We start from the raw sequence: 26,672 nt of genomic DNA, 5'->3' as shown, positions 1-26,672 counted from the left end.
AGCGATTCGGACGCAGGCAAGCGGAGACGCCGGGAGCGGCGGGACCTCCAGGGAGCGGTACACCGCGCTTCCCCGATGGACCGCGGCACCCCGGCCCGGCACCGCCGCGTACGAAGTGGCAATCCCCCCGGACCTCCTGGCAGGGCTCGGCCGGCTGGCGGACGCGACGGGCCTGACGCTCGAGGCGATGCTGCTGGGCGCGCACGCCAAGGTGCTGGCGGCACTCTCCGGTGAGCGAGAGGTCGTGACCGGCTACGTCACCGTGGACGGTGACCGGCCGCGGCCCTGCCGGGTGACCGTCGCCCCCGGCGCGTGGCGAACGCTGCTGCGCGAGGCCCGGCAGGCGGTGTCCAGGACGCTGCGGCGCACCGGAATCCCCGCCGGGGCCGGTGCCCGACCGGAGGCCGTCTTGGACCCGACCGGCCGGAGCGCACCGGACCAGGAGACCGTGCTCCACGTGGCCGTGGCCCGCAAGGGCCGCCGCCGCCTGCTGCGGCTGCGGTACCGGACGGACGCGCTCGACGCGTACTGCGCGACCCGGATCGCCGGCTACCACCTCACCGCTCTCGCGCTGATGGCAGCCGACGCGGACGCCGAGCACGACCGGCAGAGCCTGCTGTCCGCGGGCGAACGCCGCTTCCAGCTCGAAGCGCTCGCCGGTCCCCACCGCGCCCTGCCCGACGCGCGCTTCCACGAGCTGTTCGAAGATCGGGTGCGGGCGCACCCCGACCGCGTCGCGGCGGTCCACGACGACCGGCAGTGGAGTTACCGGCGGCTCAACGCGCGTGCCAACGAGCTGGCACACGGGCTGCTGGCGAACGGGCTTCGCCGGCAGGGCGTCGTCGCCGTGGCGGCCGAGCGCGGTCTGGACTGGATGGCCGCGGTCATCGCGGTGCTGAAAGCGGGCGGTGCCTACCTGCCCGTCGAGCCGCATCTGCCGGCCGACCGCATCTCCGCCATGCTCGCGCGGGCGGGCTGCGAACTCGTCCTGGCCGAGCGCGGCAGTACGGAGACGACCGGTCGGGCGGTGGCCGCGCGGCCCGGGACGCGGATGCTGTTCCTGGATGCGGCGGGGGACGGCCGCGACGTGAGCAACCCCGGCGTCGCCGTCGGCGCGGACGACCTCGCCTACATCTACTTCACCTCAGGATCCACAGGCGAGCCCAAGGGGGCGATGTGCGAGCACGCGGGGATGCTCAACCACCTCTACGCCAAGATCGAGGACCTCGGCATCGGCGAGGAGCAGATCGTCGCCCAATGCGCGCCGCAGTCCTTCGACATCTCCCTGTGGCAGCTGCTGGCCGCGCCGCTGGCCGGTGGGCGGACCCTGCTCGTCGAGCAGAGCGCGATCCTCGACGTCGGCCGGTTCCTCGACACGATCACCGAAGGCAGGGCGGGCGTGGTGCAAATGGTGCCGTCCTACCTCGATGTCGTACTGGGCCTGCTGGAGCACGACCCGCGACGCCTGCCGCACCTGCGATGCGTATCGGTCACCGGCGAGGCGCTGAAGAAGGACCTCGTCCAGCGCTGGTTCGCCGCCCAGCCCGGCATTCGGCTGGTCAACGCCTACGGCCTGACCGAGACGTGCGACGACACCCACCACGAGGTCATGCACCGGGTACCTGACACCGCCGACATCCCGCTCGGTCCGCCCGTCAACAATGTGCACGTCTACCTTGTCGACGAGCACCTGTCACCGGTGCCGCTCGGCGCCCCCGGCGAGATCGTGTTCTGCGGAGTCTGCGTCGGCCGCGGCTACGTCAACGACCCCGAGCGCACCCGGGCCGCCTTCACCGAGGACCCGTACCACCCGGGTCGGCGCCTCTACCGCAGCGGCGACTTCGGCCGCTGGCAGGCCGACGGCAAGCTGGCCTTCCTCGGCCGCCGGGACGCGCAGGTCAAGATCCGCGGCTTCCGTGTCGAGACCGGCGAGGTCGAGAACGTCCTGGCGTCGGCGCCCGGTGTCCACGACGACGCCGTGGTGGTCTCCCCCGCGGCCGGCCGCGACACCCTGGTGGCCTTCTACACGAGCCCCCGCCCGCTGGACCCCGAGGCGCTGCGGAGTCACATGAGCGGGTCGCTGGCCGCCTACATGGTCCCCACGGCCTTCCACCGGGTGGCACGGCTGCCGCTGACCGGCAACGGCAAGGTCGACACGAAGGCCCTGGTCGCGCTCGCCGCGGCCGGCGCACCGGCCGACCACGGCGATGACCGCCCCGACGCGCCCGCCACCCCGGCCGAACGTCGGCTCGCAGCGGCATGGGCCGCGACCCTCGGCATCGAGCAGGACGGCATCGGACGGCAGGACCGCTTCGACGACCTCGGCGGCACGTCGCTGTCGGCCGTCCAGGTCGCGATCCGCCTGGACCGGGCCGTCTCGCCCAGGGACATCGCCACCCACCCCGTACTCGCCGATCTCGCCCTCCTGGCCGACACCGGCGCCGGGTAGGCCCCGGCGGATCGCGCACCCGGCCGGAGCGGCCACTCGAACCGCACACCTCCCACCGAAACAACCGAAAGGACAGCGCCATGACGTCGACACTGCCCGTCACTCCGATCGACCTCCAACTGCGCCGCAACCAACCGCCGATGCTGCGGGTCGAACCCCCCGCCGATCCGGCGGACTGGGTCCTGGCCCACCGTGATCCGCTGCGGGCCGCCGTCAGCACGCACGGATCGGTCCTCGTCCGCGGCCTGGGCCTGCGCAGCCCCGTGCAGGTAGCAGCGGTCCTGGAGCGGCTGAGCGCCGCCCCGGTCACGGAGCGGGAGGCGTTCGCACCCCGGCAGACCTTTGCCGAAGGCGTCTACTCCTCTTCGAAGTGGCCGCAGAACGAGCAGATGTGCATGCACCACGAGTTGAGCTACGCCCTCGACGTCCCCGGGCTGCTGTTCTTCGCCTGCCTCACCGCGCCCACGGACGGCGGCGCGACCGCCGTCGCCGACTCGGCGGCCGTACTGCAAGCACTGCCGCCCGAACTCGTCGACCGCTTCGAGCGGGAAGGATGGGTGCTCACCCGCAGCTACAACGACGAGATCGGCGCCTCGGTGGCCGACGCCTTCGGCACCGACGACCGCGGCGAGGTCGAGGACTACTGCAGAACCCACGCGATCGAACCCGCCTGGCAGAGCGACGGAAGCCTGCACACCCGGCAGCGGCGCGACGCCGTGCTGCGCCATCCCGCCGACGGCCGCCGATGCTGGTTCAACCAGATCGCCTTCCTCAACGAGTGGACGATCAACCCCGACGTGCGGGACTACCTCGTCGCCGAATACGGAGTCGACGGGCTGCCGTTCAACACCCGCTGGGGCGACGGCGAGCCCCTCGCCCAGGACACGGTCCGGCAGATCAACCAGGTCTACCAGGCGCACACCGCACGCACCCGGTGGCATGCCGGCGACCTGCTGCTCGTCGACAACATCCGTACCGCCCACAGCAGGGAGCGCTTCACAGGACCACGGGAGGTCGTCGTCGCGATGGCCGACCCGCTGCGGCTCGCCGAGTGCTCGCCGACCATGGAGGTGAACGTCCGATGACCCCCGCCGACACCCAGGCCGCCGCACCGCCGGCGACCGCGCGACCGACCGTTCCGCCGTTCGCGGTGATTCCCGGAACCCAGGTACAGGACGCGCTCCGGGGCCGCGAGAAGCACGTCGTGGAGGTGGTCGAGGACGCCTACCGGCTGCACGGCGCCGGAGACACCGTCAATCCTCCGTCCTCCTTCCTGCGCTTCCCCGATCGGGCATCCTCCCGGATGATCGCGCTGGCCGCCTCCGTCGGCGGGCCGGACCGGGTGGACGGGCTGAAGTGGATCTCAAGCTTCCCGCGGAACGTCGCCGCCGACATCCCCCGCGCCTCGGCCGTCCTCATCCTCAACGACCCCGCCACCGGCTACCCGTTCGCCTGCCTGGAGAGCTCGATCATCAGCGCCAGCAGAACCGCCGCCTCCGCGGCGGCGGCAGCCGACCGGCTCAGCCGCGACCGCCCGCGACCGCTGCGCGTCGGATTCGTCGGGACGGGCCTGATCGCCCGCTACATCCACACCTTCCTCGAAGGAACGGGGTGGTCGTTCGACGACATCGGCGTGCACGACGTGTCCGCCGGCAGCGCCGCGGGCTTCCGCACGTACCTCGAACAGTCGGGGACGGCCGCCCGGATCACCGTGCACCACAGCGCCGAGGACCTGATCCGCCTCAGCGACCTCGTGGTCTTCGCGACGGTCGCCGGCGAACCGCACATCACCGATCCCTCCTGGTTCGGCCACAACCCCGTGGTCCTGCACGTGTCCCTGCGCGACCTCGCGCCCGAGGTCCTGCTGGCGTCGACGAACATCGTCGACGACGTCGACCACTGCCTGCGGGCGCAGACCTCGCCCCACCTGACCGAACAGCTCACCGGCAACCGCGACTTCGTGCACGGCACGCTGGACGACGTGATGGCCGGGCGGGTCAGCGTGCCGAGGGGCCGGCCCGTGGTCTTCTCCCCGTTCGGCCTCGGCGTGCTGGATCTCGCGGTCGGCAAGTACGTCTACGACGAAGTGGCCCGGAGCGGCGAATTGAAGATCGTCGAGGACTTCTTCCACGAACTGCGCCGCTACGGGTGAGCACCACCGCGGCGTCCGCACGCTGTGACCCGCCCCGCCGAGCAGAACTCCGCCGGTGGTCCAACCGAGGAGGAGACACCCGTGACAACCATCACCGTTCCCCAGGCGTTCAACGAGGAGGACCTGTACGTCGACCTCCAGCCGATCTTCGGTCGCTCGCTGTTCCTCAAGTGCGAAGGTTTCAACTTCGCCGGCTCCATCAAACTGAAAGCGGCCACCGAGATGGTGGATGCCGCCGAGCGCCAGGGCGTCCTGACCCACAGGTCCCTCCTGGTCGAGTCCTCGTCCGGAAACCTCGGCGTGGCTTTGAGCATGATCGCCGCCAGCAGGGGCTACCGGTTCCTGTGCGTGACGGACTCCCGCTGCAACCTGACGACGAGACTGATGATGGAGGCGCTGGGCAGCGAGGTGCATGTCGTCCCGACCCCGGAGACCCCCGGCGGACACCTCAGCGCGCGCCTCGACTACGTCCGCGGCCTGTGCGCCGCCGACGACCGCTGCGTATGGCTGAGCCAGTACACCAACTCCGCCAACTGGCAGGCGCACTACCGCAGGACCGCACCGGCCATAGCCCGGGCCTTCCCCCGGCTGGACGTCCTGTTCGTCGGGGCCGGCACGACCGGAACCCTGATGGGATGCGCGCGCTGGTTCCGTGAATGGGACAGGCCCGTGCGCATCGTCGCCGTCGACAGCGTCGGCTCGGTGACCTTCGGCGGACCGGCCGGCCGCAGGATGATCCCCGGCCTGGGCATGAGCGTCCGCCCGCCGCTGCTCGACGAGTCCTTCGTCGACGAGGCGCTCCGGATCGAGGAGGCGGAAACCGTCCGCACCTGCCACCGCATGGCCCAGCGGGGCTTTCTGTTCGGCGGCTCGACCGGCACCGTGGTCAGCGGTGCGATGAACTGGCTGGCCCGCCAGGACATCGACGGGCTCACCGCTGTGGCCATCGCTCCCGACCTCGGCGAGCGCTACCTCGACACCGTCTACCACACCAACTGGGTCCAGGGCCTCTACGGCGAGGAGAGCACCGACACCGAGGCGTCCGAAACACTCGTCACCCACGAAAGGTCGCGATGACGGCTTCGCAACCGCGAAGACCACCGCCGGGACCGCCTCGCACCTGCGAGCTCCCGCAACCACGTCCGCGGACCCCTCGCGATATCCTCGGCGCCCAACGACATCGCCGGCGCCTACCGCGAGCACGCCAACGCCTACGTCACCAAGGCGGTCGACCTCGACGGCCTCATCCGCGCCGTCCAAGGCATCGACGACTTCTTCCTCGACACGGTCGCCCGATCCGACAACAGTCGCCCGGTGAAGTCGTTCACCCGATGGCCTGACCAGAAGCCGGTGCCTGGACCACGGACTGAACGGTTCCAGCTCCTTCACCAACTGAGCAGGCCGGACCCGTACCCCTCATCCCCATGGAAGTTGCCGCACCTCGCCCAGGTGCCCGGACGGAGGCCCATAGGTCCTGGCAAAGGCGTTGGACGTGGCACCAGCGCGTCGCACGGGCCTGGCCACGTCGGCGCGGTGGCGGTCTGCCATCGACCACCCGACGATCCGCGGGTGGCCAGGTCCAGCCAACAGGCGAGGTAGAGCCAGCCCTGCTCGGTGGGCAGGCAGGTGGTGGCTCCTACCAGGCGGGTTCCGGGCCGGGCCGCGGTGAAGTCGAGGCCGATGAGGTCCGGTTCGGGCCGGGCCTGCTTGTCCGGGCGGGCAGCGACCGGCGGTGGCAGCGGGTGACTCCGGCGATGCCACGTTCGCAGTGCGGTGTGCGCGGGGCCTGGCCGCTCGCAGCTGCACCGCAGTCCTGCCCGGCGCGGCGCAGGTGTGGGCCGGGTGGTCGGAGCGGAAACGGCGGTGCAGCTCGGTGACGGCAGCGGGGGTGTCGTCGTGGAGGAGGCGCAGCAGGATGTCGTCCTTGTCACCGGTGGGCGGTGCGCCCACTCAGGCCCGCGCTGTGTGGGGGTCGGGGAGGGGCTGGGCCGCGGCGGCGATCAGGTCGGGATCGATCCGCAGGAAGACGGCCAGATCCGCCAGCGAGTCGGGCAGAGCGGCCAGACCAGCGGGCACAGGGGGTTCGACGTCGTCGTCGGCGATCTCACCGGCCTGCAGCGCGAGGAGCCAGGCCAGGTAGAGCAGGCGCAGGTCACCGGCTGCCACGTCGGGACGTGCTCCGGCGATCGAGGGCAGCCACCGGTCCTCCGGGTCGCTGTCGTAGTCGCCGTGGTCGAACAGTTCGTTGAAGTCCTCCGCGCCGTCCGGGTCCGAGAGCAGGGTGATCACAATGTTCGCGCCGTGCTGCCGGGCTCGGGCCGCCTCGCCGGTGCAGTACCGCTCCGCGACCTCCAGTGGCAGATCTCTGACGGGCCAGCGCAGCATCACCGTGCGGGTCCCCCAGTTCGCGAAGTAAAGGTGCGCGTCGTAGTAGTCCTCCATGAGACGCTCCGGGCTGCCTTTGAAGTCCCCCCACTGGTAGGTGTTCACAAAGTCGGTGTGGGTGATCTCGGCCCGGGTGGTCAGCTCGCGGACGGCAGCGACCTGCTCGTCACTGAGCGGCCGGTCGATGGCCATGAACTGATAGTGCTGGTACTCCGACATACGTCCCTCCGCTGCTTGCCGGCGATGGCGCTGGCTCGATCCAACAGCCGCCTGCTGACGCCCGTGCGCTTGGTGCTCTCCTTTCGCGTGGCCTTGTTCGCATTTCCCGCCCTCTCGCGCGGAGGTGGCGGGACACTGCGCGCATGGCGGGCAACGCATGGTGGAGTGTCCGGATCACCTCCGCTCGAGCGGAGGTGATCCGACGCTCACCCGGCTGTGTGCGGACGGCGTGATGTGCTCTCCGCGCGAGCGGAAGTGGTCCGCTCAGCACGGCGTTCGGCCTCGACCTCAGCGAGCACTCCCACCTTCCCGACACACCCGACTCCGGCGCCCGAGCCGCCCGCCGACCCGCCCCGCCTACGCCCGCGCCCCCACCCTCTCTCCCGCAGGCTCCGCCGCGCGCTCTGCCGCCGGCTCGGGCAGCAGCAGCGCAACCACCGCGCCGCCGACCACGCCCAGCACACCGGCCACGAGGAAGGTCGTGCCCAGCGCGCCACCGACGGCCGAGTGGATCGCCGTGTCGAGGGTCGCCCGTGAGCCGGCCGGGACGCCCGCCAGGACCGCGGCGGATCCGCCACTGCTCACAGCGTGCGCGATCTCCGCGCCGCCCGGCAGGAGGGCGTCGACCCGAGCGCTGAAGATGCTGCCCAGCACGCCGATGCCCGCCGCGAACCCGAGCTGACGTCCCGTGTTCACCGCGCCGGCGGCCATCCCGCCGCGCTCGCGCGGGACCGCGGCCATCGCCGCGGCGACGACCGTCGGGATCGCGATGCCGGCCCCGACCCCGATCACGGCCAGCCCGGGCAGGACGGCGGCCCATCCGGAGCTGCCGTCGAGGCCGAGCATGAGCAGATCGCCGACGCCGATGATCGCCAGGCCGCCACCGACTGTCCAGCGGGGCGACGCGCCGTGCAGCACGCGACCCAGGCCGCCGGCCACCAAGAAGGCGATCCCGCTCAGCGGCAGCGTCACCAGACCGGCCGAGATCGCGCCGAGGTCGAGCACGGTCTGCAGCCAGATCGACACGTAGATCAGGCCGGCGAAGGCGGAGATGGAGAGCAGCCCCGCGGCGATCAGCACGAGCACGAACGGGCGGCGGCGCAGCATGGCCAGGTCGAGCATCGGCTCGGCCACGCGCCGCTCGATGGCAACGAACGCGCCCAGCGCGGCAACGCAGACGGCCAGCGCCCCGAGTGTCTGCGCGGAGCCCCAGCCCTCCTCGGCGACCCGCACCAGAGCGAAGGTCAGCGCGGCCGCGGCCAGGGTGAAGGCGCCGCCGCCGGCCCAGTCTATGCGCGGGCGCTGCGGCAGGCGCGACTCGCTGAGCGTGCGCCGGGCCATGACGATCGTCGCCAGGCCGATCGGGATGTTGACGAAGAAGATCCAGCGCCAGGAGAGGCCCTGGGTGAGCAGGCCGCCCATGATCGGGCCGGCGGCCACCGCGGCACCCGAGGTCGCGCCCCAGATGCCGAAGGCGGTGCCGAGATCACGGCCGTGGTAGGCCGTGTTGAGCAGGGCGATGGTCGTCGCGAGCATCGCCGCGGCGCCCGCGCCCTGCACGAACCGCGCGGCGACCAGCAGCCCGACGGACGGCGCGATGCCGCAGACCAGCGACGCGGCGACGAACACCGCGAGGCCGACGAGGTAGGTGCGGCGACGACCGACGGCGTCGGCGATCGACCCGACGAGGAGCAGGAGCGCGGCGAGGGCGAGCGCGTAGGCGTCGACCACCCACTGCAGGCCGGTGAACGAGGCGTCCAGCGCGGTCGCCATGTCGGGCAGCGCGACGTTCACGATCGAGACGTCCAGGAGCAGCATGAACGTGCCCAGGCAGACCGCCAGCAGCGGTGCCCAGCGTCCGCGCCCGGGCGCGACAGCTGTGGGAGAAGCGGAAGAAGTCATGCGCCGATGGTCTTGCGGACCCCGGTCACGACCAAGCGAATCGATGTTTCGTGTAGAATCCCGCCACAATCATGGCTGCAGAGACGGAAACCATCACCACCGACGCGCTGGACCGCCGGATCATGAGCGCCCTCCAGTTCGACGGGCGCGCCTCGTTCCGGCGCATCGCCCAGGCGCTCGGCTCCTCGGAGCAGACGGTCGCCCGCCGCTACCGGCGCCTGCGCGAGGCCGGCATCCTGCGCGTCGTCGTCCTACCCGACCCGCGCGCGTCGCACGGGAGCCTGTTCGTCCGCATCCGCACGACCCCGGGCGCCGCGGAGCCTATAGGCAGCGCGCTCGCCCGCCGGCCCGACGTCTCGTGGGTCACGCTCGCCGCGGTCGGAACCGAGGTGATGTGCGCGTTGCGGGCCGACGACCCGCGCGACGGCGAGGAGCTCGTACTGAAGAACCTCCCGCGCCTGAGCCAGGTCACCGACGTCTCGACAGCCTCGCTGCTGCACGTCTTCGCCGAGACCGGCCTGCATGAGTGGCAGGGCTTCGACGCGCGCCTGGACGCTCAGGAGATCGCCGCGCTCGGTGCCCGCTCGCGCCGCCACCTCCCCGTGCGACGGACCGCCGACGAGCCCGGCCTCACCCCCGACGACGACGCGCTCCTCGCCCCGCTCGCCGCCGACGGTCGCATCTCCTACGCCGCGCTGGCCGCCGCCACCGGGCGCAACGAGAGCGCGGTCGCCCGGCGGGTCGAGGCGCTCCTGGAGCGCGGGTTGGTCTTCGTCGACGTCGAGGTCGCCCACGCCCTGATCGGGTTCCGTGCGGCCGCGACGCTCTGGCTCACCGTCGCCCCGGCCGACATCCACCGGGTCGGCAGCGAGATCGCCCTGCACCCGGAGGTCGGCTTCGTCGGCGCCGTGTCCGGCCCGGCCAGCCTCGTCGTCGCCGTCACCTGCCGCGACACCGCCGACCTGTACCGCTACATCACCGAGCGCCTGGCCCCGATCACCGCGATCCGCCAGCACGAGGTCACGGTCACCGTGCGCCACCTCAAGCAGGCGGGCACCGTCATGGACGGCGACCGCCTGCCGCGCCTGTCAGCGTCGATCGCGCGTCCGGCGGGAGGGTGAGGGCCCTGCCGGTCGCCGGCCCTGCGTGACTCAGCCGCGTGCTCGACCACCGTCCAAGGCACGTCCAGCGGGCCATCCGGCAGGAATTTGCCGATGAGCCGCACCGTGCACATCTGGAGCGCTAAGCCGAGTCGGTTGTCCACCGTCTACCGCGCCCTCGTATGCCGCCGGAACGCGTCCACGTCGTCGATCTCGGGCGGGAAGTGACGTGCTGCCTTACGTCTACCAGGTGACGAAGTACAACCCCGCCGACCGCGACCAGCACGGGCACTGTACCGGCGCTTTTGCCGGGCCTTCTCCTCCTCGGCGGCGGCCTTCTCCAGGGCCGTGAGGACATCCTCGGCCAGGTAGATCCCGGCGGCATCGTGGTGGGCGCTGGCGGTGGTGGAGTCCACACTGACCAGGGACATGTCCACCTCGTCCCGATGTGCGGTCTCGGCGATCATCCTCTCCAGCGGTTCGCGAAGACGCCGGCATGCCGCCACTGCCGGAATCGGTTGTGGACGGTCGGCCAGGCCCCGAACTCCGCTGGCATCTCCCGCCACTGCCCGCCCGTCTTGAACCTCCAGATCACGCCCTCGAACTGCTGCCGCAGCCGCTCGGGGTACGGGCCGTGCATGCCGACCGGCAGGTACGGACCGACGAACTCCTGTTCCGCCTCTGAAGGTTGGGCCCGCGTCATGAACGACGATTTACCAGATCGCGTCACGGGAGACGGGCGAGTCCCACAGATCGATGTCTTGTGCCATCGAACTGTGAGTGAGCGTCATCGAGGTGTGAGCGGTACGTGTGACTGACGCCGCCCTACTCTCAGGGCAGCACGCGATAAGTCACGTGTGTAACCGAGTTCGCTGCTCGCGACTCCACCTGCTCAAGATTCAGTGACGGCACTCCGTCGAACAGCCGCGTGCCGGCGCCGAGCGTGAACGGCACAATGTGCAGCCGCAGCTCGTCGATCAAGCCTGCGGCTAGGTACTGGTTGATGGTGGTCGCGCCCCCGTGGATCGACACATTGCGGTCCCCGGCCGCCTCGCGAGCCTGCCGCAGTGCGGATTCGATGCCGTCGGTGACGAAGTGGAACGTGGTGCCGCCGTCCATCGGTTGCGGGTCGCGCGGGTGGTGGGTGAGGACGAAGACCGGCGCGTGGTACGGCGGATTGTCGCCCCACCAGCCCTTCCACTGCCGATCCCACGCGCCGCGTACGGGGCCAAACATGTTGCGCCCCATGATGAAGGCGCCGACTGCCGTCAGCCGGTCGAGTTCGACCTGCCGCTGCTCCGAGGTTTCGAACATCCATGCGTGCAGCCTATCGCCCCAGCCATCACCGGCGTCGTCGCCGAACGGGCGCTGCTCGGCCTGGTTGAGCCCGGCCGAGTACCCGTCGACGGAGATCGAGAGATCGCAGGTCACCCTGCCCAAACGTTTGGTCACTGTGCCGTCCTCCTGGTGGCGACCTTCCGTCGCCTTCGCGGTGAGTCGCCTGATCCATTCACTACCGAGGTAGACCGTTCCGGGCCCGCGAACTCATCGCGCGGCCGTTTCGCTGTTTTCGGCGCCGCCCAGCTGGCCACGACCCTTGACACTGTGCTCAAACTTCGACGACACGAACTCGCGTCCCTCAAGGTTCGATGGCGCGCGATCAAGGTTCGGTGACACGGGGCAATTGATCACAACCGGATACACGCCCCAAGCGTTGTCCCGTAATCGCACGAGGCTGAGGGTCATGCCGTGTGCGGGTCGGTGCCGATGGCACCTGCCGAGCGAAGCGAACGGCCGAGGTCTCCGGTGAGGATGCGGGGGTGGTGCCGCCACCACCACAGGTCGGGGCCGGGCAGCCTGTGGAACTGATCGAGTGCCTGGCCGTCGTCGTCGATGGTCGCGGCCTTGTACCGCGCGTCCAGGGCTTTGATCTGCGGGGTCCAGAGCTGGACGACGTGTTCATCCAGCAGGAGCCATGCCTCGTGCAGCCAGTTTCGGCAGTAGAGGTCGTTGGTGTACTCGTAGATGTCGTCGCTGTAGCCACGCTCTATGGCGCTCACCAGAGCAGCCCACGCGTTCACTCGTTCAGTGACTGTGAACGCCGTCCTCCAGCCGCGCTGGTGCAACAGCTCTCCCACCTCGGTTTCAGTAGCCACGGGCGTGAGGTTCTCATGCCGAATCCGTCCGGGCGACCGAGATATGTCCGGGCGGAGGCTGGCGGCCCGGGACATGATCAAGATGAGACGATCTCGCCGTGGCTGGTGTGATCACGGCGTCGGAGCCGTCCTGGATAGCCCCGTTCACCAGGCTGAGCCCGAGGCAGTTCGGGAAGCTGGTGACCATACTGAGGCGCCAGGGCGCGGACGCCGTCCGCAAGGGCCGGCCTTGGAGCCTTCCACTGGAGGACCGGGCCCTGCTGGTCGCGGCCTACTGGCGCACGAACCTGACCATGCGGCAACTCGCCCCGCTGTTCGGGGTGTCCAAGTCGGCGGCGGACCGCATCATCGACCGCCTCGGGCCGATGCTCGCGCTCCAGCCCCGCAAGCGGTTCGCCAAGGACACCGTGCTCATCGTGGACGGCACCCTGATCCCCACCCGTGACCACACGATCGCCGAGCGGTCGAAGACATCTCATGTCGCTGGAGGTCAACTCGGTGGGTGCTGGCGTGACGTCCAGCCCCAGTGGTCGGAGGTAATGGGTCTGACATGTCGTAGCCGCCCGATAGCATCGCTGCGCGTCATAAGGCGGACACCGGAGAGGACCGAACATGCAGGTCGCTGGCGTTGAGTTTCGGGTGAATCACCCGGTTCTGGCGTTGGGGTCGACCGACTGGCTGCCGGTGTTGGAGTTGGGAAGCGAGGCCGCGGTCGGATGCGACACCCATGTGGTGGTCCGGGTTCAGGCTCAGGTGCAACTCATCAAGGTCCGGCTCTTCAGCGAGCCGGTCGACGAGGGGCTGGGGCCGGATCCTTCCTTCACGACTGTCTTCGAGGGGCCGATGTCGTTGGCTGACGGACGGCTGGTCATCGGTGATGTCATGGGTGTGACGCGCTTCGTGAGCCTCATCGGTGAAGCGGGTAGGCGGCAAATCCGTGTCGCAGTGAACGAGCCCGGCTGGGCCGCGGCCGCAGTCGACATCTTCGTGGGCCCCAAGGTCTAGGCAGCGAGCCCGACGGGTGCAGCGAAGGCCCGTTCAGGGTCGTAGGTCATGTGGTTCTGCAAGCAGTGGTAGAGGCAGCCGAGTAGCTTGTTGAACAGGTTCCTGAGAGCTGCGGTATGGCGTTCTCCACCAGCGCGCCGTCGGTCATAGCGGGCGCGTGGAGCCTGCGTGCGCAGGGCTGCGAAGGCCCACATGTGCCCGGATGAGGCTAGTCGCTGGTTCTTGACGGTCCGGGCCACAACCACGTGGCTGCGGCCGGAGGCCCGTGTGACGGGAGCCGCGCCGGCTATGCCTTCATGGCTCTGGCGTCCGCGAAGCGTTCGCGGTCGTCTCCGATCTCGGCGAGGACGCGTGCTCCAGAGAGCACGGATAGCCCTGGGAAACTGGTGATGATCTCGGCATCCGGGTGCGCGAGGAATGTCTCTTCCGTGGCCACCGCCAGCTGGGCCACGCTGACGCAAGCGGCGTCGACCTGTCCGATGAGTGCCACTGCCTGCTGTCCCAGAGCCTGTTCGACCTGCGGCAACTGCTGGAGGGAGTCCGCGCGGAAGATTGCCCGTAGCCGCTCGACCTCGGCCTCGATCCCACAACGCGGACGTTCACCGCACTTGAGCAGCGCGCAGCTGGCTGCGGGTGAGCTTGGCGGCGTCGGTCGGCGTGGGTGCGGCAGTCAAGATCACGCGAGCGCGCGGCGAGTCGCCGGGTTTTCCAGCACCGTGGAAGGCAGTGAGAGCTGCTGGATAGTACTCGCGCAGGTGTGACCGGAGCCGGTTGATCATTTGTTGTCGGTCCCAGATTGCGTCCTGGTGAGCGCGGGCCAGGACGGCGACGGCCTGCCCGGTCTCGCTGTCGTCGGGCAGGGGGTGGTGGGCGTGTCGGTCGGTCCGCAGGATGTTGGCCAGGACTCGGGCGTCTGCTGCGTCGGACTGACCCCGCTGGACGCTTGAGGCGCAGCGCACGACGCACGTCAGCGGTAGTGCGATCGATGGCTGGCGGTACGGCGGCGCCGCCACGGCTCTGCGCTCATCTCTTCGCCTTCGGCGCCTCTCGCGTGAGTTCGCCGATCCGGCACTGCGGCTCCTCGAGCCATGCCGGCCGCTCCGGGCTGAGCACCAGCCGCTCCTCCTGGTCCTCCTGATTGACGGCCCCTGCGTCGGCCGGGGCGGCGAACTGCAACTGCATGTACAGCACCGCGGCAGTCGCCTGGTCTGCCGGCGACGGCGTGCCGGCACATGCGGTGTGGCGCGGCCGGAGCCGCCGGGGCCGGAGTCCTGGAAGCCCACAGGAGGGCCTCCCGACGGATGCCGGTGGCCACAGCCCGGTCATGGACGCTCAGCTGTGGCCCCTTTTCCACCGCCGGCTGCGTGACCCGAAGACGCACGGCACACGCGAAGCCGGATGACCAAGGGGACGATACACGCCGGAATGTCACAGAACGTGCGTCTCATCACACCCACACGCATGATGGTGAACCAGTCCAAAAGACACGGAGCAGGCCGGTCTCAGAGAGGGATCCCATCATGGCTGACGAACTCATTTACGCTGACGCGAGCAAACTCGCGGAGCTGATCCGTATCGGGAAGGTCTCCTGCGTCGAGGTGGTCCAGGCGCACCTCGACCGCATCGAGGCCGTCAATCCGCGGCTCAATGCGATCGTCACGCTCGTCGATGGCGCGCTGGAGGCCGCGAAAGCCGCGGATGACAAGCTCGCCGCGGGCGCGGAGGTGGGGCCACTTCACGGCGTGCCCATCACGGTCAAGGACTCCTTCGACACCGCCGGAGTGCTCACCCAGCGCGGCTCGCCGATCTTCGCCGGGCGTGTCCCGGACACGGACGCCACCGCTGTGGCGCGCATCAAGGGGGCCGGAGCGATCCTCATCGCGAAGACCAACCTCCCGGAGTTCTCGTACTGGATCGAGTCCGACAACCTCCTGACGGGCAGGACGAACAATCCCTGGGACCTCAACCGCTCGCCGGGCGGTTCGAGCGGCGGGGAGTCAGCGTCGATCGCGGCAGGGATGTCGCCGCTCGGACTCGCGAGCGATCTGTCCATCTCGGTGCGCGGTCCGGCCGCCGACACCGGTGTCGTGTCCTTCAAGCCGACGCACGGGCGCATCCCGATGACCGGGATCTGGCCGCGGGAGCCGCGCCGTAACTGGCACGTCGGCCCGATGGCCCGCAGCATCCGCGACATCGCACTCGCCTACAAACTCCTGGCCGGCCCCGACGGCGCGGACGGCTTCTCCACCACCCCGCCCGAGTTCGACACCGGCCTGGGCTCCGCACCGAACCGGGCCCTGCGCGTGGGCTGGCTGGTCGACTCCGGACTCGGTCCCACCGACCCGGAGGTCGCGGCAACCGTCCGGGCAGCCGCCGAAGCCCTGCAGACAGCGGGAGCCCAGGTAGACGCCGTGAGCATTCCGGCCTTTGAACGGGACAACCCTCTCGAACTCTGGACCAAGCTGAGCACCATGGAGGTGAAGCCGGCCTTCAACCAGGTCACCGCCGGTCACGAGGACCAGATGTTCACGTACTCCAAGTTCGTGCAAGGCATCCCCGACACGTCGATCGAGGACTTCGTCCTGGCCGAGCAGGCCGTCGAACGGCTCCGGGACGGCATGGCGGAGTGCTTCCACAAGTACGACGTCCTGCTGCTCCCGGTCACGACGATCCCGGCCCACAAGCATCAGCTCGGAGACTTCACCGTCGACGGCCGGACGATGGGCGCCTTCCACGTGAGTTCGACGACCGTCCCGTTCAACCTGACGGGACACCCGGCCCTGTCGATGAGGTTCGGCACGAGCAGCGACGGCATGCCGATCGCTGTGCAGGTGGCAGCCAACCTGCACGCGGAGTCGACGATCCTCCACACCGCCGCGCTGCTGGAAACGCTCAGCCCGGTACGCGACCAGCACCCCGCCCTCTGAGGAGCTCCATCGGCCGGCCAATGGCCGTCGGATTCTCCGATCCGCAGTGACGAGACCGCCGGGCAGGCCCTGCCCGGCGGAAAGCGGGCAGCGAGGCGTTCCACGCATGGAATCGAACAGAGAATCGAACCAGGTGGGAGGGGTGAGCGACGACCACGGCCAGGAGCACGACGCGGGGCAGCGGGCTGCGCTGCCGCAGGCCGACGGGCCGCTGGTGAAGGTGGAGCTCCCGGACGGGCAGCACCTGTACGCCGTGGTGAAAGCCCGGCGCAGGGAGCCCGACCGATCGTGGTGGTACGACCTGCGGATCCACCTCCCCAGCCAGGCACCGAGCGGGGCCGGTCCCTGGTCGTGCGCGCCGCGGTCGACTTCCGCGCCCCGGCCGCGCTCTGCACGCCCGTCGACGGCCAGCCCTACGACCACGTCCCCAACGAACGGCCCGGGGTCACCCCCGGCCTGGAAGGTCGAAGAGACGGTGTACTTCGGGCCCGAGCGCGGCCCGGCGCGCATCATGCACCGCGGCGACTGCCGCACGGCCCGCGACCTCACCCGGCCCGCCACCACCGACCAGGCCCGCACCGTCCTGACGCGCGACGACACCGCCCCCTGCCCCGTACGCAGACCTGAGCAGCCGCCACGCGCGGCCGCGTAGGCCGCGCGTCGCCGACAACCCTCGGCAGACCACTGCAGGGGGCGCCACCTGAGCGGGCGGGCCCTTCACCGACGGCGAACCGGCCCAACGCCGTGCCGCGAGGCCGTCGCGTACTGCGGGGGAAGCCCGGGCCGTCCCGGACCGGGACCGAGCGGTCCCGGGACCGAGCGGCGGGGCAGCCGGGCTGGGGCCGGCTACCTGACAGGTAGCCGGCCCCAGCCCGGGAAGTGGCGTCGGCCGATGAGGCGACGCCGCTCTTGCCCGGTCAGTCCTTGTGCTTGAAGACGCTCTTGACGGCGTCCTTGGCCTTCTCGCCTGCCTCGCGCACGTCACCCTTGGCCTGGTCGCCACGACCCTCGGCCTCCAGGCTCTCGTTGCCGACTGCGCTGCCTACCGTCTCCTTGACGTGCCCCTTGGCCTGCTCGGCCTTGGCTTCGACCTTGTCACTGCCGCTCATGAGAACTCCTCGTTCTTTCGGCCTCTTCTGCCACCATCTCGACCGCGGTGAAGCGGGAGGAACGGCGGCTGCAAAGCGGCCCCGATACCAAGTGCCGGAAGGCTTCCGGCGGAGGTTGAGACGCTGCATGTTTTCCGGAAACCTCCCGGCAGGAGACTCCTGTCCATAAATCACCCGGGCATTCCCGATCACCGGGACAATATTCGACACAGCAGTGTGGGGGGGGGGGGGGGGGCGCCCCCCCGGGCCCGGCCCCCCCCCCCCCCCCCCCCCCCCCCCCCCCCCCCACGCTGCTCACCTACCGGTCTACCAGCGATACCAGCGGTTCCTGCCGCCACCGGAGTGCGTGCCACGCATGACGAAGCCGAGCGCCCACACGATGACGACGACCACAGCGATCCACCACAGAAGATGCAGTGCGAATCCCGCGCCGAACAACAGGAGCGCGAGCAGAAGAACTATGAGCAACGGTCCCATGATTATCTACCTCCGACAGGCCGCATTCCCCCTCCTGAACATGTCATGCAGTCAACAACGACCGGCCTCCCGCCATCACCGAAATACCGGATACGCATCACGGAAAAACCGTTCGCGGTCAAGCACGCTGCCGGAGCCGGCTGTCAGAGGCTCAGATGGGCAGTACGGCCAGGGCCAAGGGCAGGGAGGGAGCCCCAGGTGGTGAAGAGTTCGCCGGCGCCGGTGCGGTCAGGCGGCGGGCGAAGGAGCCGGTGATCGGGCCGGCCAGGGTGATCCCGTGGCAGCTGCGGGCGGCAAGGAGGAGTCCGAGCAGGACTTCGTCACCGCAGAGCAGGCCGGGCAGGTCCACGATCAGCGGGCGCCCGGTGGCCGCGGCCCGGGTGAATCACTGCTGGAGACCGGTCAGGCTCCCCTCCCCGGCGCTACCGCGCAGCAACCAGGACACCGGCGTTCGGGCGGGTGTGCTCGGTGACCTGGATCACCAGCTCACCGGGCGGGGCCTTCCTGCATACCTGTCGACTCCTGTTCGACACGGTGTGCACCAAACCCCGCACCGGCACGGGACCGCAGCGTGCCTGCGGGAAACCGGCTCAGGTACGCGGCGGTACGTGCAGGGCCAGCAGCGCGGTGTCGTCGCCGGCCCAGCCGCCATGGTGGGCAGCCGGCGTGGCCGCGACGTGCCCGGTGATGGCCGTGGCATACAGGCCGCAGGTGGCGGCCGCGTGTCGGAGCGACGGTGCGGCATGTCCAGGAGCCATCGAGGCTGAGGCGCAGACCTGTTGCGCGGACGGTTGGTGCGTCAACCTGGTAGCCAGGAGCAGAGCAGTGGCGTGATGGGTGGTTCACGCGGGGTGGGCCGACGGTCGGCTTGCAGTCCGTGATCATTGTTCGATTGGGCCGGTGAACCGAGCTTGAGGACAGACGCGAGGCGTTCGAGTCCAGGTCCACGTGGTGTCATGCGCTGGCCGTTGGGCTTGCATGTCGCCATGGCACTGGTAGTGGCCGCTGCCGCAGCGATCGCCGTGTTGGGACTGCTGTGGCTGATGTTGGGGACACCTCGGGTGCGGGTGTCGGGATCGCTCAAGCCTGGGGACACATACGACGCCATAAAGATCGCGTTGACCGTGGTGGCAGGAGTCGGCGGCGTCGTCGCACTCGTGGTCGCCTACCGGCGTCAGCATCTGAGCGAGGCCACCGATGCCCGTGAATACGACAGGACGCTGACTGAACGCTTCGGCTCCGCGGCCGAACAACTCGGGGCGACCCAGTCCGCGGTACGCATGACCGGCGCCTACGCCATGGCACGGCTCGCCGATGAATGGCTGCAGGAACGACAAATGTGCATCGACGTGCTGTGCGGTTATCTGAGGATGCCGCACGCCGTTGATCCGCCCGGCAATGACGAGGCGCTGGCAGCATGGCAGCGGGAGCGGGAGGTACGCCTCACCGTACTGCGTCTCATCGCGGCTCATCTGCGCGACGGTGCGGCCCCCTCATGGCAGGGCCACGACCTCGACTTCACCGGGGCCGTCCTCGATGAGGCCGACTTCCGTGGAGCCCGTTTCACTGGCGGCGACATCCTCTTCGTCAAGGCGATCTTCGCCGGTCGCGGCTCGGCCCAAATGGTCTTCGATGAGGCGGACTTCTCTGCAGGCAGCTCTGTCTACTTCCGACTCGCCGAGTTCCGCAGCGGCACAATTCGCTTCAACCGTGCCACGTTCAGCGGCGGCTGGGTCACCTTCGACGGCGCTCGCTTCACCGGCGGGCAAGTGGACTTCCGGGACGCCTCCTTCGCCGGAGGCGAGGTTCCCTTCGAAGGCGCTGAGTTCTCCGGCGGTTCGGTCGACTTCAGCGGCGCAACGTTCACCGGCAGCACGGTGAACTTCGGTCAGCGTCACCTTCCATCCGTCTACACTGTTGTGCCGCCCGCCCACTTCAGCGGTGGGACCCTCGATTTCTCCCGGGTAGCCGACTTCACGCACCCTCCGCGGTTCGGCCTGCACGTGATGCCCCCCGGGCTGCGGCTCCCCTCAGGCGCTGAAATCTCCGATCTGCCTTGACAGGCACGCTGCAACGCGGCGCCGGCCATCGCGATCAACGCCGGTTCGGGGATGGGCACGACGGGTCCCCTTGGGAACGAGAAAGGGCTCACCGGGGACGACTGGCTGTGCAAGGCCAGGGGTCGGTCAGGCAGCCAGGCCGCCGTCGCCGCCGAACTCAACAGCCGCCCACGCAAAACGCTCGGCTGGCAACCCCTGCCGCCCGTCTGCACGAGCTGACAGCTCCCCTGAACCGATCTTCATCTACCTGGGATCGTCGCTGTCTCAGGGAGCGCCGAAGAGGTCGGGCCGGACGCCCCATGTGTTGAGCACGGTGATCGGCTCATACTCGTCCGCGGCGTCAGCGGACTTGACGAGGTCTGCGTCGAAGTCGTCATTCGAAACCGTCGATGCGTTCACCGTCGTACTCCCAGGGCTCAAGCCGGAAGCTACATTCAGCGTCGCCGCGAACCCATCCCTCGTACCGCGCCCGTCCCGGCCGGGAACTCCCGGCAGGGACGCCGCTCACGCTGCTCGCCATACATGCCCAGTGATCACGTGTTGCGACGACCCCTGGAATCCGCCCTCCCCAGGGGCCCGGCTCTTTGCGCTCTGCGGTCGCAGGAGGCTACCCACCCCGATCCGCCGGTGAAGGAGGACAGACGGGTCGAGAAGGTCGCCCACACAGACCCGCTCCGCGTACCCGTACTGCACGCAGGGGGACCGTTCGTAGCAGAAAGTAACCACCAGGAGCCACTGCTGCTGCACGGGCCAGCGCGGGCAGCCCCGTGTCAGTGCCGTCGAAGACCGCGGTTGCGCCGCCAGATCGCGGCGTTCAAGGCGGTGGCGAAGGTGCACCATCCCGCGTACGGCACGAGGGCCGCCGCCGCAGCGGAATCCGTATGAGAGGTGCGCCGCACCAGGTCCCAGCAGGACGCGCTCAGCGCAGTCGTGAGCGCGAGTCCGGCGGCAGGCGTACGGGCGCGGAAGAAGGCCCACCCGAAGGCGGCGTTCAGTGCGAGGTTGCCGGCAAGAGCCCCGGCCAGGGCCGCCCGGTCCGGACTTCCGGCGTGCGCCAGGCTGTGGCCTCCCGCCCAGGCGACGGAGGCGTACAGCGGAGTCCACACGGCCGGGAACGCCCATCCGGGCGGCTGCCACGAGGGCTTGTCGAGGCTCCGGTACCAGGAGCTGCCGGGGTCGATGGGGCGGGCGCTGACGAAGGCCGCCGCAGCCACCGAGCCGGCCACGGCCCCGTAGGTACCCGCCACCCGCCACCCGTCCGGCCTGTCGCGCTGTCCGTTTCGCCCCGCGCTGATGACCCGCATGCAGATCACGTTCCCGTCATCACGGGCGGCCAATCCCCGGGGGCCGCCTCCGGCCCGGGCTGCTCCGCCGGCCCCGCGGGCCAGGACGATCAGCTCCAGGGACGCCGGGGGCCCCACGCCGTGGGGGAGCGCGGCGGGCTGCCTCGCCGCGGCTCTTCCCGCCCCGGCGTCAGTGGTGGCCGTGGGCTGTGTCCGACGCTCCGCCGAAGAGGCGGGCGACCGCACGGAACGGCAGGGTCACGACCGTGGCGACAGCACTGCCGATCTTGCCGAGTACATCTGCTATGGCCTTGAGCACGACATGTCCTTTCCTCCGGAGGGCCACCGCTCCCTGCTGTCCCTGCTCAGCCCTCACCAAGCCCCTACCCGGCATACGGCGGTCCATGGCCGCGGCATCACTGCCGTGCGCCCCCGGGCCCCGGAGGCACCACCCGCCACCGGCGGCGGGGGCGGGGCGGGGGCGCGGTCAGGGCGGCGGTGTGCCACGTTCCCGAGCTGATGGCAGCGCCTGCGCAGTTGGGCATTCCCAAAGGTCAGCCTCCCCGGGTCTGCGGCTGACTCCAGCGCGCCATCGCCCACCGCCTGCTGCACGGCCGTCAGGCGGCCGAGCGGCTGACTGCGGTGTTCGCGCCAGCCCTGGCCGACCGGACCGGGCGCCCCGCCGTCGTCCCCGAGCACCTGGCCCGGCTGTGCGCGATCGATGGCGCCACGGCCGCGGTCGACGCTCTGGAGGCGCTGCGCACCACCGGCTGGCTCACCGAGATCAGCAAGGTCGCAACCGACCGGACCCGGCTGGCCCTCACCCTCAGCCCGCAGACATGGCAGACGGTCCCCAATTCCGAACCCGACCGCCCGCCCCCTATCCAGCAGGCCGTCGCCGGCCTGCGCGGGAGGGGTGGCTCCTGAACAGCAACCAATGGCACGGGGCCAACCACCCGTCCAGCGGGTCGTCGCTCTGCCAGTTTCCGCCGCTATCACGCTCCCGATCGCGAGGCCAAGACCCGCCACCGGCCGCTCGCGGCAGCAGACGCCCGGCCTCAGCTGCCGGTGGGTTGCTTGACCGCGTACGGGTGTGCCCGGCGGGATATCGGCTACCGTCCCCGGTTGCTCAGCCCTTCGGGGTGCCTTCCAGTTGGAGGTGCCAGATGACCACGACCGGGGAATCATCCATGGCCGCAGTCTCCGGGTGCCAGTGCAGCAGGTCCCAGGACATGTGGGTCGGGAGTGGGTTCGGGGCGCTGTGGGGGTTGAGGTCCTTCGCCACGTCTTGGATCAGCGCACGATGGAGCGTGCGACGCGGAATCCCACGTCGTCGACCTGGAAAGTCGGGTGGCTGCGCCGCCGCGCGGAGGCTCGACAACTCCAGTGCTCATCGAACCAACCACCACCACGGAGCACCCGGTAGGCGCCATAGACCTCGGCGTCGTAGACGTCCCAGCACCAGTCCCAGACGTTGCCGAGCATGTCGTAAAGCCCCCACGAGTTGGGGAGTTTGCCGCCCACCTCATGGATGCGCTCGTGCGAATTGGCGCGGTACCAGCCGATCTCCTCGATATCCCCGTAGCGCGGCCCGGTCGTCCCGGCGCGGCAGGCGTACTCCCACTCGGCTTCGGTCGGCAGTCGGTACCCGTCGGCGGACGCGTCCCACTCGATGTCTTCGGTCTCGGCACGGAAGTGGTACGCGGGTGTGAGGCCGTCGCACTGGGACAGGGCGTTGCAGAACCGCACTGCGTCCCACCAGGACACGCACTCGACGGGCAATTGGTCTCCCCGGCCGGCACTCGGCCGCTGGCCGGTGATCTGTGCGTACAACGCCTGGGTGACCGAAGATGCCGCGAGCTGGTAGGGCGGAAGGTCGACGGACCAACTGCGCTGAGTCCGCCGGTCCGACAGCGTCACCTGCCCCGGCGGGATGGCGATCATCCCCTTGCCCATCATCACGTCCATGATCAGGAGATCCTAACGAGACTGCCACGCACCCTCGACGGGCGGTCCGCCGGGCGGCCGAGTCCGCCTCGGTCCCGGCGACTTCGCGCAGCCCGACCTCTCCCGCGGCGACGGTCGCCGGTTCCGCTCACGCGAGTCGTCGACGTCGTCGACGGCCGGCGGTGACAGCAGCCGCGCCCTTGAACTGCCAGGCTCGCCCTGCTGCCTCGGTGACCTCATCGCCGGGGGCCCTGGGACTGGCTCGCCTTCGAGGGAGCGCCGCCCGGAGCGGGCCCCGAGTGGCCGCTCGCCCTGTTGACCAGCGCAAGGACGCCGTGTTCCGACGGAGATGCGGAGGCGGTGGCCGCAAGCACGGCGATCGGTTCCCACCACGAGACCGTACGCCGGTGGATGTCGCTCACCGACGCCTCGCCCACGCCCTGACCGGGCGACACTGTCCCGTCGAAGTGCATCCGGACAGCATTTTCGCTGGTCAGGCGTAGGTTCGGTAGTTCGGTGGGAGTTGCGGCCACTCGGGTTGTCGTTCGCTTGGGAGGCCGGGATGCCGTGGGCTGTCGCGTTGCTGGAACAGCACGAGGTTGCTGCTTGTGGTCGCGTTGATGGGCTGCGGAAGGAGGCCGACCGAATCCAGGCCGAGCGGTCGGCGGCGGAGCAACGACGACAGCGACGGCGACTATGTGCTGCTCAGCACCGTTGTCGATCGGCCAAGCGGGCGTTCTCGCGGACTATGCGGTCGCAACGCCCAGGAAGCGCAGCACCGCCAGGACGCGGCGGTGGTCGGCGTCGGCCCTGGGCAGGTCGAGCTTGGAGAAGATGCTGTTGATGTGCTTGGCGACCGCGCTCTCGCTCACGACCAGCTCGGCGGCGATGCCGGAGTTGGACCGGCCGCCCGCCATCAGCTCCAGCACCTCCCGCTCGCGCGGCGTCAGCCGGTCGAGCGGGTCGCTGTGCCGGCGCACCAGCAGCTGCGCGACGACCTGCGGGTCGAGCGCGGTGCCCCCGGCCGCCACCCGGCGTACCGCCTCGGCGAACTCCTCGATGTCGGCGACCCGTTGCTTGAGCAGATAGCCGACGCCCGAGGTGTTGGCGGCGAGCAGATCGGCGGCGTACCGCTCCTCCACGTACTGCGACAGCAGGAGCACGGCGGTACGCGGGTACTGGCGGCGGATCACCAGCGCGGCGCGCACTCCCTCGTCGGTGAAGCCGGGCGGCATGCGCACGTCGACCACGGCGATGTCGGGCCGGTGCTCCTCGACGGCTGCCAGCAGCCCTTCTGCGTCGGCGACTTGCCCGCAAATCTCGAAGCCGGCCGCCTCCAGCACCTTGACCACACCGATGCGCAGCAAGAGGGAATCCTCGGCGATCACGGCGCGCACGGCAGCTCCACGGTGATGACGGTCGGGCCCCCGGCGGGGCTGTGGCAGGAGAAGGTGCCGTCGACGGACGCGACGCGCTGGGCGAGCCCGGCGAGCCCGGTGCCGCCGCCGGACGCTGCGAGATCCGCGCCGCCCGCGCCGTCGTCCGTGACGACCACCAGCAGTGTCTCCCCGAACCGCTCCACGGTCACGTCCGCCCGGCTCGCCTGGGCGTGTTTGGCCACGTTCGTCAGGGCTTCGGAGACCACGAAGTACGCGACGGCCTCGACCGTGGGTGAGGGGCGTCGCGGCAGGTCCACCGCCACGCGCACCGGGATCGTCAGGTGGGCGGCGACCCCGGACAGCGCGGCGTCGAGGCCACGGTCCTCAAGGACGGCCGGATGCAGGCCGCGCACCAGGTTGTTCAGCTCGGCGATCGCCTCCTTCGCCTCGCGGTGCGCCTGGTCGATCACCCTGCGCGCTTCCTCCGGCAGGTCGCCGAGGGTGGCCCTGGCCAGGCCCAGGTTGACGGCGAGTGAGACGAGGCGCTGCTGTGCGCCGTCGTGCAGGTCGCGCTCGATCCGCCGCCGCTCGGCGTCGGCGGCGTCGAGCACACCGGCCCGGCTCTCGGCGAGGTCCGCGACCCGGCGGGCGAGCTTCTCCGTGCGGCTGGGTCCGAGCAGGACCTCGGCCGTCCGGGTGTCCAGCCGCACCACAGCGCCGGTCAGGCGGGGCCCGAGGAACAGCAGGGCGAGGCCGCCCGCGGTGATGTACGCGGCCTGCACGGTGTACCCGACGTCGGTGACCCGCCATTGCGGGGGCAGCGCCCAGATCCACACGTAGAGGGAGGCGGCCACGAGAGCGGCGGCCCAGACAGCGAGGACGGCGAGGTCCAGGACGGCGAGCAGCGGACCCGCCACGGCGTGGTAGCAGGCCTGCCGCCACAGGGCCCGGCTGGTCAGCCGGCGCACCGCCGCCTTCCGGTTGCGCCCCGGCCCGGGTACGGCGGGGCGCGGAAGGTCCTTGCCGACGAGCGCCCGATAGCGCCGCCGCTGCCCGACGGTCAGCAAGGGCGTCACCACGAGCGTGAGCAGCACCGGCAGCGGAGTCACGGCCGGCGCCCCCGCAATCGCGCCGGCCAGCCAGAGCCACAGCGGTATGAGGGCGAGGTGGAGCGGCAGGCCGGCGGCGACGAGCGCGGTCCGGTGTCCCGCCCTGCGGAACGGCCGGCCCAGCACCAGCCGCAGCCACGTGGTGAGTTGCATGCGCCAAACGGTAAAGCCGCAGGCCATCCCCATGCCATGACGCTCCCGCCCGGTTCAGGGGTGTACTTGACTCCACCCCGGGTCGGAACCTTGCGTGACTGACGGCGCCGCAGTGCACGCCGGAGGCTGGAACACGTGAAGGAGAAAGCCGTCAGATTGCGGGGGAAGACGATGCGTCATCTGGCTCTGTGCGATGAGGAAGTGGCCGGCGCCGAGGTGATCCCGCTCCACGAACAGGCGGAGGAGCCGCGCCCGGCGTGGGGCAGGCGGCGGTCCGGGTGGCTGCTGGTCGCCTGCGGGCTCGCCCTGCTGCCATGGCTGTACGTGCTGGCCACCGGCCTGCCGTCCACCGCGACCGCGGCGCACTGGCCGGTCGCCTGGGTCGGGCTCGACGCGCTGGAGGCGCTCGGCCTGATCGCCACCGGCCTCCTCGCCGCCCGAGGCGACCGGCGGCACGCCGTGGCAGCCGCCGCGACCGCGACGCTGCTTGTGGTGGACGCCTGGTTCGACACCACGACCGCCGCCCCAGGCGGTGACTTCGCCACCGCGGTCGCCATGGCGCTCGGCGTCGAGCTGCCGCTCGCCGCGCTGTGCGGCCGGCTGGCGCTGCGGACGCTTCGGCGGCCCGCGTGACGCCGACCGCCCGACTGCGTACCACGGACCGAATCGATCCCACCGGAGAACACGATGCACCGCATCACCACCGCCCCGGCGCCCCGATCCTGGCCCGGACCCGCTGGGCAATCGCCGCCGGCGTTGGCGCCGCATTGGCCGCCGCCTGGTGACTGGGGGCGACACGGCGCCCTTTCCGTACGCCCAACACGGCATGTCCGAAGTGCCGTTGCCGTCCCCGACCGCTG

29 protein-coding genes and 2 pseudogenes are annotated in these 26,672 nt (G+C 70.4%); 12 read left to right on the top strand and 19 right to left on the bottom strand.

Translation table 11 applies throughout. From position 1 onward, the window contains the following. Positions 1-115 precede the first annotated feature (115 nt). The 4 genes from ACGFMP_RS17515 to sbnA all read left to right on the top strand — a co-directional run bounded on the left by ACGFMP_RS17515 (position 116) and on the right by sbnA (position 5,678). Positions 116-2,449, top strand: coding sequence for an amino acid adenylation domain-containing protein (locus ACGFMP_RS17515; RefSeq protein ID WP_393673281.1), 2,334 nt, complete (start codon positions 116-118; stop codon positions 2,447-2,449). 80 nt (positions 2,450-2,529) lie between these two features. Then, a complete protein-coding gene (locus ACGFMP_RS17510; RefSeq protein WP_393673279.1) occupies positions 2,530-3,534 on the top strand; it encodes a TauD/TfdA family dioxygenase in 1,005 nt (334 codons plus the stop codon). Next, positions 3,531-4,601, top strand: coding sequence for a 2,3-diaminopropionate biosynthesis protein SbnB (gene sbnB / locus ACGFMP_RS17505; protein ID WP_393673277.1), 1,071 nt, complete (start codon positions 3,531-3,533; stop codon positions 4,599-4,601). Before ACGFMP_RS17510 ends, sbnB begins: the two co-directional genes overlap by 4 nt. An 81-nt stretch (positions 4,602-4,682) precedes the next feature. Beyond that, positions 4,683-5,678 (top strand): 2,3-diaminopropionate biosynthesis protein SbnA, encoded by a 996-nt coding sequence (gene sbnA, locus ACGFMP_RS17500; RefSeq protein WP_393673276.1) that lies wholly within the window; start codon positions 4,683-4,685, stop codon positions 5,676-5,678. A gap of 873 nt (positions 5,679-6,551) precedes the next feature. Here sbnA and ACGFMP_RS17495 read toward each other — a convergent pair. Both ACGFMP_RS17495 and ACGFMP_RS17490 read right to left on the bottom strand, forming a co-directional pair. Then, the gene (locus ACGFMP_RS17495) at positions 6,552-7,205 is read right to left on the bottom strand and encodes a hypothetical protein (RefSeq protein ID WP_393673274.1); all 654 of its coding nucleotides are present in this window, start codon (positions 7,203-7,205) and stop codon (positions 6,552-6,554) included. A gap of 357 nt (positions 7,206-7,562) precedes the next feature. Beyond that, positions 7,563-9,107, bottom strand: coding sequence for an MFS transporter (locus ACGFMP_RS17490; protein WP_393673273.1), 1,545 nt, complete (start codon positions 9,105-9,107; stop codon positions 7,563-7,565). Positions 9,108-9,178: 71 nt separating this feature from the next. Here ACGFMP_RS17490 and ACGFMP_RS17485 point away from each other — a divergent pair, with 71 nt between their 5' ends. Continuing rightward, the gene (locus tag ACGFMP_RS17485; protein WP_393673272.1) at positions 9,179-10,228 is read left to right on the top strand and encodes an Lrp/AsnC family transcriptional regulator; all 1,050 of its coding nucleotides are present in this window, start codon (positions 9,179-9,181) and stop codon (positions 10,226-10,228) included. A gap of 278 nt (positions 10,229-10,506) precedes the next feature. On the opposite strand, the pseudogene ACGFMP_RS17480 reads toward ACGFMP_RS17485, so the two are convergent. The 3 genes and pseudogenes from ACGFMP_RS17480 to ACGFMP_RS17470 form a co-directional block, all read right to left on the bottom strand. Next, a pseudogene (locus ACGFMP_RS17480) lies at positions 10,507-10,910 on the bottom strand (transposase); the annotation flags it as partial. A 128-nt stretch (positions 10,911-11,038) separates the two neighbouring features. Continuing rightward, positions 11,039-11,659: a dihydrofolate reductase family protein gene (locus ACGFMP_RS17475; RefSeq protein ID WP_393673271.1), complete on the bottom strand. Its 621-nt coding sequence runs from the start codon at positions 11,657-11,659 to the stop codon at positions 11,039-11,041. Between the two features lie 290 nt (positions 11,660-11,949). Next, positions 11,950-12,267 (bottom strand): hypothetical protein, encoded by a 318-nt coding sequence (locus ACGFMP_RS17470; RefSeq protein WP_393673270.1) that lies wholly within the window; start codon positions 12,265-12,267, stop codon positions 11,950-11,952. A gap of 194 nt (positions 12,268-12,461) precedes the next feature. Between ACGFMP_RS17470 and ACGFMP_RS17465 the strand changes: the two are divergent. Together ACGFMP_RS17465 and ACGFMP_RS17460 are read left to right on the top strand one after the other, a co-directional pair. Beyond that, a pseudogene (locus ACGFMP_RS17465) lies at positions 12,462-12,833 on the top strand (transposase family protein); the annotation flags it as partial. A 142-nt stretch (positions 12,834-12,975) separates the two neighbouring features. Next, the gene (locus tag ACGFMP_RS17460) at positions 12,976-13,368 is read left to right on the top strand and encodes a hypothetical protein (protein ID WP_393673269.1); all 393 of its coding nucleotides are present in this window, start codon (positions 12,976-12,978) and stop codon (positions 13,366-13,368) included. 286 nt (positions 13,369-13,654) lie between these two features. On the opposite strand, the gene ACGFMP_RS17455 is transcribed toward ACGFMP_RS17460, so the two are convergent. The 3 genes from ACGFMP_RS17455 to ACGFMP_RS17445 form a co-directional block, all read right to left on the bottom strand. Further along, a complete protein-coding gene (locus ACGFMP_RS17455; RefSeq protein ID WP_393673268.1) occupies positions 13,655-13,894 on the bottom strand; it encodes a hypothetical protein in 240 nt (79 codons plus the stop codon). Between the two features lie 73 nt (positions 13,895-13,967). Next, the gene (locus tag ACGFMP_RS17450; RefSeq protein WP_393673345.1) at positions 13,968-14,327 is read right to left on the bottom strand and encodes a transposase; all 360 of its coding nucleotides are present in this window, start codon (positions 14,325-14,327) and stop codon (positions 13,968-13,970) included. A 64-nt stretch (positions 14,328-14,391) separates the two neighbouring features. After that, the gene (locus ACGFMP_RS17445; protein WP_393673267.1) at positions 14,392-14,559 is read right to left on the bottom strand and encodes a hypothetical protein; all 168 of its coding nucleotides are present in this window, start codon (positions 14,557-14,559) and stop codon (positions 14,392-14,394) included. 329 nt (positions 14,560-14,888) lie between these two features. Between ACGFMP_RS17445 and ACGFMP_RS17440 the strand changes: the two genes are divergently transcribed. Further along, positions 14,889-16,295, top strand: a complete 1,407-nt coding sequence (locus ACGFMP_RS17440) for an amidase (RefSeq protein ID WP_393673266.1) — start codon at positions 14,889-14,891, stop codon at positions 16,293-16,295. 142 nt (positions 16,296-16,437) lie between these two features. Beyond that, positions 16,438-16,947 (top strand): DUF6233 domain-containing protein, encoded by a 510-nt coding sequence (locus tag ACGFMP_RS17435; RefSeq protein ID WP_393673265.1) that lies wholly within the window; start codon positions 16,438-16,440, stop codon positions 16,945-16,947. A gap of 265 nt (positions 16,948-17,212) precedes the next feature. Here ACGFMP_RS17435 and ACGFMP_RS17430 read toward each other — a convergent pair whose 3' ends face one another. From ACGFMP_RS17430 to ACGFMP_RS17415, 4 genes are all read right to left on the bottom strand, one after another. After that, positions 17,213-17,404 (bottom strand): CsbD family protein, encoded by a 192-nt coding sequence (locus tag ACGFMP_RS17430; protein WP_393673264.1) that lies wholly within the window; start codon positions 17,402-17,404, stop codon positions 17,213-17,215. 306 nt (positions 17,405-17,710) lie between these two features. Then, entirely contained in the window at positions 17,711-17,881 is a 171-nt protein-coding gene (locus ACGFMP_RS17425) for a DUF5670 family protein (protein ID WP_393673263.1), read from the bottom strand. Positions 17,882-18,032: 151 nt separating this feature from the next. After that, entirely contained in the window at positions 18,033-18,230 is a 198-nt protein-coding gene (locus tag ACGFMP_RS17420) for a hypothetical protein (protein ID WP_393673261.1), read from the bottom strand. A gap of 241 nt (positions 18,231-18,471) precedes the next feature. Further along, on the bottom strand, positions 18,472-18,639 hold the full coding sequence (locus ACGFMP_RS17415; RefSeq protein ID WP_393673259.1) for a hypothetical protein: 168 nt from the start codon (positions 18,637-18,639) through the stop codon (positions 18,472-18,474). A gap of 228 nt (positions 18,640-18,867) precedes the next feature. Between ACGFMP_RS17415 and ACGFMP_RS17410 the strand changes: the two genes are divergently transcribed. Continuing rightward, positions 18,868-19,941, top strand: coding sequence for a pentapeptide repeat-containing protein (locus ACGFMP_RS17410; protein ID WP_393673258.1), 1,074 nt, complete (start codon positions 18,868-18,870; stop codon positions 19,939-19,941). A gap of 264 nt (positions 19,942-20,205) precedes the next feature. Here ACGFMP_RS17410 and ACGFMP_RS17405 read toward each other — a convergent pair whose 3' ends face one another. The 3 genes from ACGFMP_RS17405 to ACGFMP_RS17395 all read right to left on the bottom strand — a co-directional run bounded on the left by ACGFMP_RS17405 (position 20,206) and on the right by ACGFMP_RS17395 (position 21,543). Continuing rightward, positions 20,206-20,340: a hypothetical protein gene (locus tag ACGFMP_RS17405; protein ID WP_393673257.1), complete on the bottom strand. Its 135-nt coding sequence runs from the start codon at positions 20,338-20,340 to the stop codon at positions 20,206-20,208. A gap of 371 nt (positions 20,341-20,711) precedes the next feature. Further along, positions 20,712-21,245, bottom strand: a complete 534-nt coding sequence (locus tag ACGFMP_RS17400) for a TspO/MBR family protein (protein WP_393673256.1) — start codon at positions 21,243-21,245, stop codon at positions 20,712-20,714. Between the two features lie 169 nt (positions 21,246-21,414). Then, positions 21,415-21,543 (bottom strand): LPFR motif small protein, encoded by a 129-nt coding sequence (locus ACGFMP_RS17395; protein WP_330792290.1) that lies wholly within the window; start codon positions 21,541-21,543, stop codon positions 21,415-21,417. 323 nt (positions 21,544-21,866) lie between these two features. Here ACGFMP_RS17395 and ACGFMP_RS17390 point away from each other — a divergent pair, with 323 nt between their 5' ends. Then, positions 21,867-22,151, top strand: coding sequence for a hypothetical protein (locus ACGFMP_RS17390; RefSeq protein ID WP_393673255.1), 285 nt, complete (start codon positions 21,867-21,869; stop codon positions 22,149-22,151). A gap of 202 nt (positions 22,152-22,353) precedes the next feature. Here the strand turns inward: ACGFMP_RS17390 and ACGFMP_RS17385 are convergent, their stop codons facing one another. The 4 genes from ACGFMP_RS17385 to ACGFMP_RS17370 all read right to left on the bottom strand — a co-directional run bounded on the left by ACGFMP_RS17385 (position 22,354) and on the right by ACGFMP_RS17370 (position 25,812). Further along, positions 22,354-22,509, bottom strand: a complete 156-nt coding sequence (locus ACGFMP_RS17385) for a hypothetical protein (protein ID WP_393673254.1) — start codon at positions 22,507-22,509, stop codon at positions 22,354-22,356. 8 nt (positions 22,510-22,517) lie between these two features. Further along, on the bottom strand, positions 22,518-23,192 hold the full coding sequence (locus ACGFMP_RS17380) for a formylglycine-generating enzyme family protein (protein WP_393673253.1): 675 nt from the start codon (positions 23,190-23,192) through the stop codon (positions 22,518-22,520). 725 nt (positions 23,193-23,917) lie between these two features. Next, positions 23,918-24,568 (bottom strand): response regulator, encoded by a 651-nt coding sequence (locus tag ACGFMP_RS17375; RefSeq protein WP_393673252.1) that lies wholly within the window; start codon positions 24,566-24,568, stop codon positions 23,918-23,920. After that, on the bottom strand, positions 24,556-25,812 hold the full coding sequence (locus ACGFMP_RS17370) for a sensor histidine kinase (RefSeq protein ID WP_393673251.1): 1,257 nt from the start codon (positions 25,810-25,812) through the stop codon (positions 24,556-24,558). Before ACGFMP_RS17370 ends, ACGFMP_RS17375 begins: the two co-directional genes overlap by 13 nt. A gap of 171 nt (positions 25,813-25,983) precedes the next feature. Between ACGFMP_RS17370 and ACGFMP_RS17365 the strand changes: the two genes are divergently transcribed. Next, on the top strand, positions 25,984-26,445 hold the full coding sequence (locus ACGFMP_RS17365; RefSeq protein WP_393673250.1) for a hypothetical protein: 462 nt from the start codon (positions 25,984-25,986) through the stop codon (positions 26,443-26,445). Positions 26,446-26,672: the final 227 nt, after the last annotated feature.

Source organism: Streptomyces sp. NPDC049040 (assembly GCF_043197715.1).
In the GTDB taxonomy this organism is placed as follows: domain Bacteria; phylum Actinomycetota; class Actinomycetes; order Streptomycetales; family Streptomycetaceae; genus Actinacidiphila.
This window is presented reverse-complemented; position numbering and strand designations above follow the sequence as displayed.